Below are 13,957 nucleotides of genomic sequence, written 5' to 3'. Positions count from 1 at the left end.
AAACCGAAACGTAACGAAAAGCCGTGGAAAACTTTTGCTTTTTTTACTAAATCGGCTTTCTCTGGGTATCATCAATAATTTTAAACATGTATAATGATAGCCATACATGGAAATCTAAAGGAGTCACAACATGACAATTCGCAGTTCATTTGCAAGCTTCGTTGGTAAATCAACCTATTGGTTACTCCGTGATGTTTTACATCGTGGTGGTACTTCATTACCTGGGAAAATTGCTACTAATATCGATCCCGATATTTTAAAAAATCTCGCTCAAGACTTCGATGTCGTCTTGGTTACTGGTACAAATGGTAAAACTTTGACCACCGCTTTAATTACCCGCGTATTACGCGAAAAATACCCTGATATCATCACGAACCCCTCTGGTTCAAATATGATTCAAGGAATTACCGGGACGTTATTAACGGCCAAAACTTCTAAAAACCAACGCCCATTAGCCGTCCTTGAAGTTGACGAAGCCAATGTGGTTTTAATTACAAAATATATCAAGCCAAAAGTATTTGTATTAACAAATATTTTCCGCGACCAACTTGATCGCTACGGTGAAATTTACAGTACTTATCAAAAAATTGTCGATGGGATTAAATTAGCCCCTGATGCCACAATTATTGCCAATGGTGATTCACCCATCTTCATGCGTGATGATTTACCAAACAAAAAATTGTTCTATGGTTTTGATCACATGGATCAAAGTGCCGACTTTAAAGTACCAGCCAACACAGATGGGGTCTTATCACCAACGGATAACTCAATTTTGCACTACCACTCAATCACTTACGCTAACCTTGGTGATTACTTCTCAGTGACGGATGGCTTCAAACGACCACCCTTGGCCAATGCGGTCACAAAAATTAATCAATTACACCCTAAATTTTCAAACTTTGATATCAATGGCACCACTTTCCAAATCGAAGTTGGGGGCTTATATAACATTTACAATGCCTTAACAGCCTATGCGGTTGGGCGTTTCTTTGATGTAACTCCAGCACAAATTCACCATGCCTTTGAATCAAATGCGCAAATTTTTGGGCGCCAAGAATCAATTAATGTTGATGGTAAAGATGTCACGATTGTCTTAGTTAAAAATCCCGTTGGGGCTAATCAAATTATTGATATGATTGCTACGGAAGCCGATGATTATTCATTGATGGCGTTACTAAATGCCAACTATGCTGATGGAATTGATACTTCATGGATTTGGGATGCCAACTTTGAAAAGCTCCACCAAACGAACATTAAAAATGTGATTACGGGTGGTGAACGCTACAAAGACTTTAACGTCCGGTTAAAAATGGCTGGCTTCACTGACCAAGCGGTTTATCCTGATTTAAATGATGCCATTGGCGCCATTAAAGCGGTCCCAACTGAAAAAGTTTATGTCATGGCAACTTATACGGCGATGCTCCAATTACGAGCCCACTTATTGGAACAAGGCTACATTAAAGGACGGGTAACAGAATAATGAATGAACAACAATATAACCTACGCGTCGCCCATTTATATGGGGACTTAATGAACACATACGGTGACTACGGTAATATTATTGCCTTACGTTACTATGCCCAACAAATTGGTGTGGACGTCACTGATCAATTAGTTTCGCTCGGGGATGATTTTAATCCTGATAACTTTGATTTTGCCCTTTTTGGGGGTGGTCAAGATTATGAACAATCAATTGTCGCACCTGATTTACAACGTATTGGCCGTGAAGTAACCCGTTTTATTGAAAATGATGGACCAATCATTGCCGTTTGTGGCGGTTATCAATTACTTGGTAACTACTTTATCATGGCTGATGGTACCCGCGTTGAAGGAATCGGTGCCATGAATATTTACACTGAAAACCAATCCACGAGTCGCTTTATTGGTAATGTGACCATTAAAAATAGTGAAACTGGTGAAGAATACCACGGGTTTGAAAACCACCAAGGCCGAACATATTTAAGTGATCAAGAACGGCCCCTTGGCCAAATTGTTGTCGGTAACGGTAACAATGGTGAAGATGGTAGTGAAGGTGTTATTTATCGAAATGTCTTTGGAACCTACTTCCACGGCCCAATTTTAACGCGCAATGGTAATTTAGCCCTTCGCATGCTTGAATTGGCCTTAGTACGTAAATATCCAACGATCGATTGGCATAGTAAATTAGCCAATGTCACACCGGAATTCTTTTAAATAGATCAAAAAGGGAGCGTGACAGAAGTCGGGCGATATCGAGAAATACTAGCAAAAAAGCCGGGAAAAATGAATTTTCTCGGCTTTTTTGTGTATATTTCGAATATATCGGACTTCTGGAGCGCGTTTTGGCAGCAAATTACCACCAGAAAAGCGTTATGTCACAACCCCTTTTTATTCCCGTTATAACTAACTGAAATCTATTTAATTACATGTGTTCAAGCCGGGCAATCCGATCTTCTGTCGCTGGGTGCGTTGAGAATAAATTAGCCGCTGACTTACCTTTAAGGGGATTTTCAATATACAATGCTGCCGAACTTGGATCAGCACTTTCCATTGGCTCAGCCATCGCAATCTTTTTAAGAGCATTAATTAGCCCTTGGGGATTACGTGTTAACTCGACGGCCGTGGCATCAGCTAAATATTCCCGATTCCGTGAAATCGCCATCTGCACAATTGTGGCTGCAATTGGTCCAAAAATAATCAATAAAATTGAAAAGATTAGCCCAAAAATTTGCATCCCATTATTGTTTTCACGTTCATCATCATCTTCACGAACACCACCAAAGAACATAAAGTTGCTACCAAAATTGGCTAGCATCGAAATAATGGCCGTTAAAGCAATCGCAATCGTTGAAATTCGAATATCATAATTCCGAACGTGTGCCATTTCATGGGCCATTACCCCTTCTAATTCTTCACGAGTTAATCGTTCCAAAATACCACTAGTTGCGGCAACCGCGGCATGTTTAGGATCACTTCCAGTCGCAAAAGCATTCGGACTTGGATCATCGATAATAAATACTCGTGGCATTGGGACTTGGGCGACCAAGGCCATATCTTCAACAATATTCCACAATTGTGGTGCTTGTTCTTTTGCCGTTACTTCTTGGGCATTGTTCATACTCATAACGATTTCCGTTGATTGTTCAATCATTAACCAAGCATAGATACCACCGGCAATAACTGCCAAGATGGCCCCAACCATGGCTGACCGAAAAAACATATAACCAATGGCAGCCCCAACAAGCACGACCAAGAACATAAACCCGACTAATAGATAAACTGTCCGCCGTTTATTTTGGGCAATTTGTTCAAATAACATCTTTCGCCTCGCTATTACTTACCGTCTGGTCCAAATGATACCTTTGGTGCTGCTTTTTCTTCTTCAGGGGTTTCCAAGAATTGACTTGGTTCAAAGTGGTGAACTTTGGCAATCATATTCGTTGGGAAAGTTTGTAACTTACCATTATATGCCGCCGTACTTGAGTTAAACAATTGGCGTGAGTAAGCAATTTTGTTTTCAGTATTTGAAAGTTCTTCCATTAACTGACTGTATTGTACGTTCGCCTTTAAATCTGGGTATGCTTCAGCAACCGCAAAGATACCTTTAAGTGATGAAGTCATTTGGTCTGATAAAGCCATTGTTTCAGCGTGGTTATCAGATGGTGTTTGCGCAATTTGGTTACGCAAGCCGATTACTTTTTCTAAAGTACCTTGTTCAAAGTTGGCGTAACCCTTAACAGTTTCTACTAAGTTTGGAATCAAGTCATTCCGACGTTTTAATTGGACATCAATTTGACTCCAAGTTTCTTGCGTGTTCATCCGTGAACGCACTAAACCATTGTAAATTGAAATCCAGATAAATACTAAGATAACAATCACAACAATTGCGATAATAATTCCCATGAAATACTCCTCCGTTTCTCATATAAGTATATTCTACCATATAAACATAATTTATTTCAGCTTCATATTCGCTTCAAGCGTTTTTAACTCATCAAACGTCGTAAAAGCGCCATCCTCACGTAAGCTTGTATAATCATCTGCACCAACAATAAACGAATCTAATAAGGCTATTTCAAAGACATCCGCGGCTTTAGCCATTTCCTTTGATAATCGCATATCATTGGCTGAGGCTTCTGCTTGGCCACTTGGATGATTGTGCGCCAAAATAATACTTTGCGCATTGTACTTCAACGCTTTGCGTATTATATCTCGAATATGAAACGGGCACGTCCGCAACGATCCAATATGAATCACATCAGTGGCCACAATTTGATGACGGGTATCTAATGAAAATAACCAAAGCTGTTCTTGTTCAAGTCCCCGCATTGAGGTAACTAGTTCATTCCCAAAACTTTGACTTCCTAAGACCCGCCCTTGAATTTTAGGCATTGCACGGGCAACACGTTGACCAAGTTCAATTGCAGCTAATAAACTTTGGCGGATTGCTTGATTGGCGGTGACATACTCATCAAGGCATTCCCGTGAAGCGTGTTTAAATCCTTCAAGCGTTTTGAATTTAGCAAAAAAACTGCTAATTTCTTGCTCTTGGGCCGTAGCCGTTAATTGTTTTGACTGAAAGTACGCTTGTAGTAATTCATGATCTTGTAACTGATTTACCGAAACATTATTTTTTTGCACCATCGTTGTTCTCCTTTTGCGTGATGCCATTAGAGTACGATGGTTACTAATTATTTAACCAAAGTCTGCAGCTTTTTTTCATCAAAAGCCGCCCGGACCTCACTAACAAAGTACAATGAACCGGTTAAGAGGATAAAACTATTTTCAGTTGCCGTCGCTTCCGCTGTTACTAAGGCACTTTGCCAATCAGGTGCGGTCTTGATTGCATGCTTAACTTGCGCCGCCACATCGGCTTCATTCACCACATTGCGTTTCCCTGGCCCCGCAAATTCGGTGGCAATTAATTCAACATTCGGAATACTTGCCAATTCATCAGCCATTTTGGCAAATTCTTTATCTGCAAGGGCCGCAAAAATAATCGTAATTTTATCCATAGCCGTAAACTTGCGATCAAACAATTCATGTAAGCCATTGATGGCAGCTACGTTATGTGCCCCATCAATCACTACTCGTGGATTTGTTTGAAGGGTTTCAAATCTACCAGGCCAGTTCGTGTTTTTAAGCGCATCTAAAAGAACTGTTTCATTAAATGTTACAATATTTTCATTTGCTAAATAATAATAGGCTAAGATTGCTAAACTAGCATTCTCAACTTGATATTTACCCAACATTTTAAGTTCAACTAGCGGTAATTGACGTACGCCTACCAACGGTAAAACATCCGCATTTAAAGTCCAGCCAAAAGTTTCATGCCACGGATTAAGACTTGTTTTAAGGTCCATCGTAAAATCATCAAACGACCAAAATGGGACCCGTAATTGATGCGCCGTGGCTTTAATAACACTCCCCGCTTCATCAAGCGCATGCCCACCATAGATCACCGGCACCCCTGGTTTAATAATGGCTGCTTTTTGTTGGGCAATCGCTGTTAGCGTATTACCTAACACATGCATATGATCAAACCCAACTGACGTAACAATACTTAAAATTGGTGTGAACACATTGGTTGAATCAAATAAACCACCAATACCAACTTCTACAATCACGACATCCACTGGATGGGTTGCGAAATATAAAAACATCATCGCCGTAATGACTTCAAATTCCGTTGGTCCACCTTCAATCTCACTTGCGTCCATTGCGGTCACTAATGGTTCAATTTGCTGGACTAAGGCTAGTAATTCAGCATCACTAATCATGACCCCGTTAACCGCAATCCGTTCATTAAATTTAGTAATAAAGGGTGACGTATAAGTCCCCACTGACAAGCCACTAGCAACTAACACATCGCGTAGATATGCTGTTGTTGACCCTTTACCATTTGTACCGGTAATATGAATCCCTTTAATCGTATTTTGCGGATTACCTAAAGCTGCTAAAAGCGCATCCATGCGGTCAAAAGTGGGCGTTTTTTTCCAAACCATCCGTCCATGAATAAAATCAATTGCTTCTGCATATGTTGTAACCATTCCCATGCCTCACTAACTATATTTTAATGATAATCTTAGTTAAAATATTGCTAAAAAGCTATCTTAATTTTATAAATCAGCTAAAAAAACAGCATTTTTACACTTAGCCCTTGCGTTTTATGGTTCAGTTGGTACAATATTTTTAACTTATTAAAAAGAAGTGAGATGAAAGCCATGGAAGATTTAACTTTATTACCTGCTCAACTTGATGCCCTTTTAACTGGTGAAAACAACACCGTTGCCAACTTATCAAATGCGTCAGCTTTGTTGATGCAAACATTACCTGACCTTAACTGGGCCGGCTTTTATCTCTTTGATGAAGCTGCTAATGACTTAGTCCTTGGCCCATTCCAAGGAAAAGTTGCTTGCATGCACATTGCACCTGGTAAAGGTGTTGTTGGCGCTAGCTTTGACAAAAAACAAGTCTTAGTCGTGCCAAACGTGCACGAATTTGCTGGTCACATCGCATGTGATAGTGCTTCAAACTCTGAAATTGTCGCACCAATTGTCGTTGATGATAAAATTGTCGCAATTTTAGATATCGACTCACCTTCACTTGATCGTTTCAGTGAAAGTGATGCCGCCGCAATTACTGAATTTGCAGCCGTAGTTGCTAAACACTTTTAATTTAAAAAGGGTTGTGACATAACTCTTTTCAAGTACTAAATTGCTACCAAAACGCGCTCCAGAAGTCCGATATATTCGAAATACGACAAAATCCTCTGTGAAGAATTTTCTTCATAGAGGATTTTTAGTGTATTTCTCGGTATCGCCCGACTTCTGTCACAGCTCTTTTTTATTTTACATAGATGCGGGGGAGCAAGTATGTCTTATTTAACTTTAAAACTGATCACGTAAAAGTTGTTTAATTTCATCTAAAGATGGTTGGCGTGGATTACCTGGGGTGCATTGGTCGTTGTAAACTAAATCAACCAATTTATCTAATGAATCTTCAAAATGCTTCTTATCAACGCCGTTACCTGATAAAGTTGGATCGATATCAACACTCTTAACCAACGTAGCGATTTCTTTGAGTAAGGCATCAACTAATTCAGCATCCGTTTTACCAGTAAGGCCAAGGTGCCGGGCAATATCGGCGTAATCTTTTTGGGCGGTGTAAGTTTCGTAACGTGGGAATGGGGTCCGTTTAACATTACCGCTAACCGCATTGAAGGCCACCACATGCGGCATCGCAATCGCAATTGCCAAACCGTGTGGTAAATCAAATTCTCCACCAGTCTTGTGGGCAAGTGAGTGGTTAATCCCTAAGAAAGCATTGGCAAATGACATCCCAGCTAACGTTGCAGCGGTGTGCATGTTAGCCCGAGCGGTTTGACCTTCTTTGTTAGGATGGCTTGGATCATAGTTGTATGAAGCGGTTAAGTTTTCAAAAATTAATTTAATCGCTTGTAAAGCCCATGGACGCGTAAAATCAGATGCCATTACTGAAACGTATGATTCAAGCGCGTGTGATAATGAGTCTAAACCTGAGTAAGCCACAGTCCGCTTTGGCACTGTCATCACAAATGATTCATCAACAATTGCCACTTGTGGGGTTAATTCATAATCAGCTAATGGATACTTCACGTGGGTTGCATCATCTGTAATAACTGCAAATGGTGTTACTTCTGAACCCGTTCCAGAGGTCGTTGGAATGGCGACCATTTGTGTTAAGCTTTGGTGTTCAAATTTCACAATCCGTTTCCGAATATCCATGAATTTTTGCTTCAATTGTCGGAATAAATCAGCCATCACAAGTTCGTCATCTAAGGCACCAGGGTGCGTTGCTGAGTATTCGTAAAGTAAGCGCGCGATTTTGGCAGCATCAAGCGCTGAACCCCCACCAATGGCAATAACGGTATCGGGTTGGAAATCAGCCATTTGCTTAGCAATTTCAATGGCTTGATTAATCGTTGGGTCGGGCTTAACGGCCCCATAAATTGACGTTTTCACATGGTTTTGACGGAGGGCAAATTGATCAAGAATCTTATCAACAAAGCCAAATTGAACCATCCCTGGATCAGCCACGATAAAGGCCCGATCAACATTTGCTAATTCTTGCAAGTACGTAATTGAGTTGTTTTCGTAGTAAATGTCTTTAGGTAACCGAATCCATTGTGGGCGGTTACGACGACGAGCGACTGTTTTGATATTCAAAAGATCATACGTTGACAAGTTGTGTGACAATGAGTTCTTCCCCCATGTTCCCGTTCCAAGTGTCATACTTGGGCGTAATGCGTCAGTATAAATATCACCAACCCCACCAATTGAATCTGGTTGGTTAACTAAAATCCGTGATGCTTCAACCGCATCCGCGTATTCTTTAACAAATGGATCATCTTGGGCGCCAATTTGAATTGCAGCATTGTGACCGGCCCCTTGGTAGTTAAGTAAGGCGCGCACAATTGCGATTGTGTTTTGACGATCCTTTGACTTGTAAACCGAAAGAATTGGGCAAAGTTTTTCAGAAGAAAGTTTTTCACCAATATTCTTTTCATCTAGTTCAACTAAAATAACGTCTTTACCAGCTGGCAATTCAATGCCCGCTTGTTGAGCAATCCAACGGCCACTCATCCCAGCGACTTGTCCATTGACACCGTGTTTTTCATTGAAAACAAAGTCTTCCAATTTCTTGTAGTCGGCTTTAGGTAATAAGTATGCCCCTTGTTCATCTAATTTTTTAAGAAAATCTTTGTAAACTTTTTGATCAATTACGACTGAGTTTTCAGTGGCACAAATCATTCCGTTATCAAAACGTTTTGATAAGAGTAAGTCTTCAGCAGCCCGATCAATGTTAGCTGTATAATCAACATAGACGGCCCCATTCCCAGCTCCAACCCCCATTGATGGGTTACCTGAACGTAAGGCTGCATTAACCATGGCTGGACCACCAGTTGCCAAAATTGATGCAATCCCTGGGCTTTGAATTAACGCTGAAGTGTTGTAAATTGATGGTTTTTCGATCCATTGAATAAAGTTGGCTGGTGCCCCCGCAGCAATCGCAGCATCATAAACAATTTTTGCGGCGTGCACAGATGATTTTTGTGCTTGGGGGTGGAAGGCAAAGATAATTGCATTCCGAGTCTTAGCAGTTAACATTGATTTAAAGATTGTCGTTGAAGTTGGGTTCGTGGTAGGCACGATTCCGGCTAACACACCAAGGGGTGCGGCAATTTCAACTTTTCCAGTGACAGGATCTTCATTAATAACGCCAACGGTTTTATCATTTTTAATGGCGTTAAACACAGATTCTGATGCAAAACGATTCTTGGTATCCTTATCTTCGACAACACCCCGACCAGTTTCGTCGTGGGCTTCATGAGCTAATAACAATGAGTTTTCACTACCAGCTAACGCCATTGCCGCAACAATTTTGTCAACTTGTGCTTGTGTAAAACTTGAAAATTCAATCAACGCTTTTTCAGCCTTGCGAACTAAATCAGTTGTAAGAATTTCGGCTTGTAATGTTAATTGTGCTTTTTCTTCGTCAGTTAGAACTTTTTTAGGTGCTTTTTTAATAGCTTCTACCATTTTTCAATCCTCGTTGTATAAAATACTTTGTGCATCTCTTAACAAACTTTATGATACACGAGAATATTATTTTTAGCAAGTTATTTGTGTAATTATCCTCAAACTTTTTAAAAATCAACTAAAACGCCTATATAAAGCTATTATAAGACCTTTTAAAGCCTTTAGAAATAATAAAAACACTAAATTATATTGTTTTTATTATTTGTTAAATAAATCACTAAATATTTAAAAACAGCTAATTAGTTAAGCACCTTGTGGTCAGTGGAAGCTACGATTAGCCACCAAAAAAAGCCTGAATTTACAAAATTCGGGCTTTTTTTGTTTTATGCGGGAACAATCCCGGCTTTTATAAGGCTTGGGCAGCAGTAATTAATGCGACTTTATAAACATCATCGGCGTTACAACCGCGTGATAAATCAGAAATTGGCTTAGCCAGGCCTTGGAGAATCGGACCAATGGCTTCAAAACCACCAAACCGTTGCGCAATTTTGTAGCCAATATTTCCTGATTGTAAATCGGGGAATATAAAGACGTTTGCATGGCCGGCTACATCAGAACCCGGTGCTTTGGCTGCCGCGACACTTGGTACAAACGCCGCATCAAATTGTAGTTCCCCATCAATGGCTAATTGTGGATCCATTTCATGGGCTAGTTTAGTTGCTTCAACCACTTTGGTTACTTGATCTGCTTTCGCTGAACCTTTCGTTGAAAATGAAAGCATGGCAACTTTAGGATCAATGCCAAAGACTTGGGCAGTGTGGGCTGATTGAATGGCAATTTCAGCCATTGTTTGTGCATCAATATCAATGTTGATTGCTGCATCGGAAAAGACATAGCGTTGTTCATCTTTTTGCATAATAAAAGCCCCCGAAATCCGGGTTGAACCAGGCGCTGTTTTAACAATTTGTAAAGCTGGGCGTACAGTATCACCAGTCGGATGCTTAGCACCAGATACCATCCCATCAGCTAATTCCATGTAAACCATCATTGTCCCGAAGTAGTTCACATTGGTAACCCACTTTTCAGCGGTTTCAAAATCAGTCTTACCCTTCCGGCGCTCTACAAGCGCTTTGACCATGGTTTCTAATTGTGCTTTGGGATACGTTTTTGGATCAATAATTTCGATACCAGTTAAATCGAAATGATTTTCATTAGCAGTTGCGGCAATTGCTTGTTCATCCCCTAGCAAAATTGGCTTAATTAAGCCTGTCTGTGCTAAGCGAATGACCGCTGCTTGAATGCGCGCATCTTCCCCTTCAGGAAACACAATTCGTTTGTTGGCGCCTTGAATCTTAGTTGCTAATTCTTCAAATAATCCCATGAGATTACTTCCTCCAAAAATAAGTTATTGCATTTATGCTGGCAAATGCCAATTGATTGGTTGTTGACCATGCGCAATTAAATACGCGTTAGTCTGTGAAAATGGTTTGGAACCAAAAAAACCACGATAAGCTGATAATGGCGATGGATGCGGACTAGTAATAACTAAATTCCGTGATTCATCAATCAGTTTTTGCTTCATTTGGGCCGGTTTACCCCAGAGGATAAAGACGACTGGTTCCGGTTTATCAGCCAATGCTTGGATAGCCGCATCAGTAACTGCTTCCCAACCATGTTGGCGATGTGAATTAGCCTGTCCTTCGCGGACGGTTAAAACTGAATTTAATAATAACACACCTTGTTGCCCCCAAGCTGTTAAATTACCATGCGTAACCGGGGGAATATTTAAATCGGTTGCCAGTTCTTGATAAATATTGCGTAAACTTGGTGGAATCTTAACACCTGGGGCCACTGAAAAACTTAATCCTTGTGCTTGATGTAATTCATGATAAGGATCTTGCCCTAAAATAACCACCCGGGTGTGACCAAAGTCAGTTAAGTTAAACGCATTAAACACTTCTTCCTTGGGTGGGAAAACATTAAACTTTTCTCGCTCACTTTGTAAAAAAGTCGTCAATGCCTTAAATTCTTCGGTTGCAAGCTTTGGTGCTAATACCGCTTGCCAATCATTATGTAACAGTGTGTTCATTAAATTCAAATTTCCATTTCTTCGTTGTCCAAGACCGGTTTTTGTCACAACCATATTATAACTGTTCTTAATTTATTTAGAAACCAATTATCCACAATGCTAGTTAACATGCTAAAATAAGGATAAATAGCAGCCAGCATTTAAAGGAGGTCAAGGGATGCGTAAGTTGTATTTAAAACAAGTTAATACTCGTAGTTCACAAACAGCAACCACTGTTCGTGATATTAATGGTAAAGCTGAATACTTAGTTACCGGTAATTTTGGTCGTGAAGATGCTTTTATTCACGTCTACAATAACCTCGGGCAACTTGTCGTTGAACTTAAACAAACCTCCTTTGGCCTCCTACCCCGTTTTAATATTAAATTTCAAGATGAAGTGGTTGGTTCAATCGGGGTTTCCTTAGGTAGTTTACTGGATGTAATTTATGTCCGTGATCTCAATTGGTTTATCCGTGGTAGCTTGACGTCTGGAACGTATTACGCTTACCATAAGCAAAGTCGCTTAATGAAAGTTAAACCGGTAAAACGCCCAAATGGTTTATTTAATGAACTGGCAATTAAAAATAAAAGCCAAGAGCCCATTTTAATTGGCATTGCGGTTATTTTAAATCGTTGGTTGTTTAATACTAAGCCATCACCTTTAAAAGATATCTTACGGCAACCAATTACATTCGCCTATTCTGATAAGATTACGCTTAAAAATCACTAGTGCTTAATTGGCCCAAATACAATAAAAAAGGGTTGTGACATAACGCTTTTCAAGTACTAAATCGCTACCAAAACGCGCTCCAGAAGTCCGATATATTCGAAATAAGACAATAACCGCCTTGAAGAAAATTCTTCAAAGCGGTTATTTAGTGTATTTCTCGGTATCGCCCGACTTCTGTCACGCTCCCTTTTTATTTAGTTATTACCAAACTTTTTGTCGGCCCATTTAGCAAGGAACGTCAATAAAGTAATCATAATTAAGTACATCATCGCGACTAAGAACCACACGCGGAAACCTTGTGAATTACGTGAAATAATCACCGTTCCTGTTTGCGTCAATTCAATAATCCCAATGGCGGAAAGAATTGATGTATCTTTTAACGTAATAATAAATTGGTTCACAAATGATGGCACCATCAACTTAATCCCTTGCGGCATCACCACTTTACGCATCGCTTTCCAGTAACTTAATCCAAGTGAACGGGCTGCTTCCATTTGCCCATTATCAACTGATTTAAGCCCACCAGCAACAAAGGCTGCGATATAGGCACCTTCATTTAGCATTAACGTAATTAACCCCGCTAAAAGTGCTGAGAATTTATGGCCGGTTAATGATGGAATCCCGATGTAAATAAAGAATGCCAACACCAATAATGGTAAGCCACGGAAAATATAGATAATCGTACTTGCAAAGCCATGACTAAATTTGTTAGGCACAATCGCTAAAATACCAATAATCACCCCAAAAATCGTGGCCAAAATAATCCCCAAAATTGTTAGCATTAAGGTTTGACCGATACCGGCTAAGAATTGGTTTTTGTTTTGTTTAAGCAAACCCCAAATTGAGTTATTAACTGCTGCACTCCCAGCAAACGTTGATTCTTTAGCACCAATATATTTAGCAACAATTTTGTCATACGTACCATCTTTTTTAATCGCGGCAAAACCGGCATTAAATTTGGCGATTAATTCTTGGTTGTGACCCTTTTTAACCCCAAAACCGTAATAACCTGAATTGGCTGGTTTCGTCAAAATTTTTAGTTTAACCCCATTTTGAATCGCATATTTCATAACCGGTTCGTCTTCAAATGTGGCCACGGTATTTCCTAACGCCACATCGTTATACATCGTGTTGGAATCATTAAAGTACGTTACTTTAAAGCCATATTGCTTCTGAATCGATAACGCATAGGCCGCTGCTCCAGTACCGGTTTTAAGTGCGACCGTTTTACCCCGTAAATCATTTAATGACTTAATTTTACTGTTTTTGGCAATGGCGGCAATCACGCCAGTTTTATAGTATGGTGTCCCAAAATCATAGACTAACTTTCGGGCCGGGGTAATGGCCATCCCCGCCATAATCGCATCAAACTGCCCAGATAAGACAGCTTGGGCCCCAGAGTTAAACGAAATTGGTACCAGCTTGTAAGTAAAATGTTCCCGTTTAGCAATTGCTTTTAAAATATCAATATCAATCCCAACATATTGGCCATTTTTATCTTGCAATTCAAATGGGGGATAAGTTGTATCAGTTGTAATCACGTAATGCGGCTCTTTGGTCGCAGCGGCCGCCCCAGTCGTTGTGGTGGCAAGCGTTCCTAATATTACGGCTAACGTTAGCATCACATATTTAATCCAGGCTTTTTTAAACATTTTCCTC

The 13,957-nt window shown here is 40.1% G+C and carries 12 protein-coding genes; 4 read left to right on the top strand and 8 right to left on the bottom strand.

Annotation, left to right across the window (positions count from 1 at the left end; all coding sequences use genetic code 11):
• Nucleotides 1-130: 130 nt before the first annotated feature.
• Both LQZ76_RS05335 and LQZ76_RS05330 read left to right on the top strand, forming a co-directional pair.
• Nucleotides 131-1,480 (top strand): Mur ligase family protein, encoded by a 1,350-nt coding sequence (locus LQZ76_RS05335; protein WP_230098723.1) that lies wholly within the window; start codon nt 131-133, stop codon nt 1,478-1,480.
• A complete protein-coding gene (locus LQZ76_RS05330) occupies nt 1,480-2,193 on the top strand; it encodes a type 1 glutamine amidotransferase (protein ID WP_230098722.1) in 714 nt (237 codons plus the stop codon). The genes LQZ76_RS05335 and LQZ76_RS05330 overlap by 1 nt, the downstream gene beginning before the upstream one ends.
• A 208-nt stretch (nt 2,194-2,401) precedes the next feature.
• Here LQZ76_RS05330 and htpX read toward each other — a convergent pair whose 3' ends face one another.
• The 4 genes from htpX to LQZ76_RS05310 are packed head-to-tail and all read right to left on the bottom strand — an operon-like array spanning nt 2,402 to nt 6,029.
• Nucleotides 2,402-3,298 carry a zinc metalloprotease HtpX gene (htpX, locus tag LQZ76_RS05325; protein ID WP_230098721.1) on the bottom strand — a complete coding sequence of 299 codons (897 nt, stop codon included), beginning with the start codon at nt 3,296-3,298 and terminating at the stop codon, nt 2,402-2,404.
• 14 nt (nt 3,299-3,312) lie between these two features.
• Nucleotides 3,313-3,882, bottom strand: coding sequence for a LemA family protein (locus LQZ76_RS05320; protein ID WP_230098720.1), 570 nt, complete (start codon nt 3,880-3,882; stop codon nt 3,313-3,315).
• A gap of 51 nt (nt 3,883-3,933) precedes the next feature.
• On the bottom strand, nt 3,934-4,623 hold the full coding sequence (locus LQZ76_RS05315) for a JAB domain-containing protein (RefSeq protein ID WP_230098719.1): 690 nt from the start codon (nt 4,621-4,623) through the stop codon (nt 3,934-3,936).
• Between the two features lie 47 nt (nt 4,624-4,670).
• Nucleotides 4,671-6,029: a bifunctional folylpolyglutamate synthase/dihydrofolate synthase gene (locus LQZ76_RS05310; protein ID WP_230098718.1), complete on the bottom strand. Its 1,359-nt coding sequence runs from the start codon at nt 6,027-6,029 to the stop codon at nt 4,671-4,673.
• 174 nt (nt 6,030-6,203) lie between these two features.
• Between LQZ76_RS05310 and LQZ76_RS05305 the strand changes: the two genes are divergently transcribed.
• Nucleotides 6,204-6,656 carry a GAF domain-containing protein gene (locus tag LQZ76_RS05305; protein WP_230098717.1) on the top strand — a complete coding sequence of 151 codons (453 nt, stop codon included), beginning with the start codon at nt 6,204-6,206 and terminating at the stop codon, nt 6,654-6,656.
• Between the two features lie 213 nt (nt 6,657-6,869).
• On the opposite strand, the gene adhE is transcribed toward LQZ76_RS05305, so the two are convergent.
• The 3 genes from adhE to LQZ76_RS05290 all read right to left on the bottom strand — a co-directional run bounded on the left by adhE (nt 6,870) and on the right by LQZ76_RS05290 (nt 11,589).
• Nucleotides 6,870-9,560, bottom strand: coding sequence for a bifunctional acetaldehyde-CoA/alcohol dehydrogenase (gene adhE / locus LQZ76_RS05300; protein WP_230098716.1), 2,691 nt, complete (start codon nt 9,558-9,560; stop codon nt 6,870-6,872).
• A 346-nt stretch (nt 9,561-9,906) separates the two neighbouring features.
• Nucleotides 9,907-10,881, bottom strand: a complete 975-nt coding sequence (gene pta / locus LQZ76_RS05295) for a phosphate acetyltransferase (protein ID WP_230098715.1) — start codon at nt 10,879-10,881, stop codon at nt 9,907-9,909.
• 33 nt (nt 10,882-10,914) lie between these two features.
• Nucleotides 10,915-11,589 carry a uracil-DNA glycosylase gene (locus LQZ76_RS05290; RefSeq protein ID WP_230098746.1) on the bottom strand — a complete coding sequence of 225 codons (675 nt, stop codon included), beginning with the start codon at nt 11,587-11,589 and terminating at the stop codon, nt 10,915-10,917.
• Nucleotides 11,590-11,746: 157 nt separating this feature from the next.
• On the opposite strand from LQZ76_RS05290, the gene LQZ76_RS05285 reads away from it, so the two are divergent.
• Nucleotides 11,747-12,298 carry an LURP-one-related/scramblase family protein gene (locus LQZ76_RS05285; RefSeq protein ID WP_230098714.1) on the top strand — a complete coding sequence of 184 codons (552 nt, stop codon included), beginning with the start codon at nt 11,747-11,749 and terminating at the stop codon, nt 12,296-12,298.
• Between the two features lie 194 nt (nt 12,299-12,492).
• Here the strand turns inward: LQZ76_RS05285 and LQZ76_RS05280 are convergent, their stop codons facing one another.
• Nucleotides 12,493-13,950 carry an ABC transporter substrate-binding protein/permease gene (locus LQZ76_RS05280; protein WP_230098713.1) on the bottom strand — a complete coding sequence of 486 codons (1,458 nt, stop codon included), beginning with the start codon at nt 13,948-13,950 and terminating at the stop codon, nt 12,493-12,495.
• Nucleotides 13,951-13,957: the final 7 nt, after the last annotated feature.

It is taken from the genome of Periweissella ghanensis, assembly GCF_918814755.1.
GTDB lineage: Bacteria > Bacillota > Bacilli > Lactobacillales > Lactobacillaceae > Periweissella > Periweissella ghanensis.
The sequence above is the reverse complement of the archived record's forward strand: the minus strand, read 5'-3'. Positions and strand labels throughout refer to the sequence as shown.

Excerpts from the sequence above, each read along its gene's own strand:
- LQZ76_RS05305 (WP_230098717.1), top strand. The coding sequence starts at position 6,204 with ATGGAAGATTTAACTTTATTACCTGCTCAACTTGATGCCCTTTTAACT.
- LQZ76_RS05310 (WP_230098718.1), bottom strand. The coding sequence starts at position 6,029 with ATGGTTACAACATATGCAGAAGCAATTGATTTTATTCATGGACGGATG.
- adhE (WP_230098716.1), bottom strand. The coding sequence starts at position 9,560 with ATGGTAGAAGCTATTAAAAAAGCACCTAAAAAAGTTCTAACTGACGAA.
- pta (WP_230098715.1), bottom strand. The coding sequence starts at position 10,881 with ATGGGATTATTTGAAGAATTAGCAACTAAGATTCAAGGCGCCAACAAA.
- LQZ76_RS05335 (WP_230098723.1), top strand. The coding sequence starts at position 131 with ATGACAATTCGCAGTTCATTTGCAAGCTTCGTTGGTAAATCAACCTAT.
- LQZ76_RS05330 (WP_230098722.1), top strand. The coding sequence starts at position 1,480 with ATGAATGAACAACAATATAACCTACGCGTCGCCCATTTATATGGGGAC.
- htpX (WP_230098721.1), bottom strand. The coding sequence starts at position 3,298 with ATGTTATTTGAACAAATTGCCCAAAATAAACGGCGGACAGTTTATCTA.
- LQZ76_RS05320 (WP_230098720.1), bottom strand. The coding sequence starts at position 3,882 with ATGGGAATTATTATCGCAATTGTTGTGATTGTTATCTTAGTATTTATC.
- LQZ76_RS05315 (WP_230098719.1), bottom strand. The coding sequence starts at position 4,623 with ATGGTGCAAAAAAATAATGTTTCGGTAAATCAGTTACAAGATCATGAA.
- LQZ76_RS05280 (WP_230098713.1), bottom strand. The coding sequence starts at position 13,950 with ATGTTTAAAAAAGCCTGGATTAAATATGTGATGCTAACGTTAGCCGTA.
- LQZ76_RS05290 (WP_230098746.1), bottom strand. The coding sequence starts at position 11,589 with ATGAACACACTGTTACATAATGATTGGCAAGCGGTATTAGCACCAAAG.
- LQZ76_RS05285 (WP_230098714.1), top strand. The coding sequence starts at position 11,747 with ATGCGTAAGTTGTATTTAAAACAAGTTAATACTCGTAGTTCACAAACA.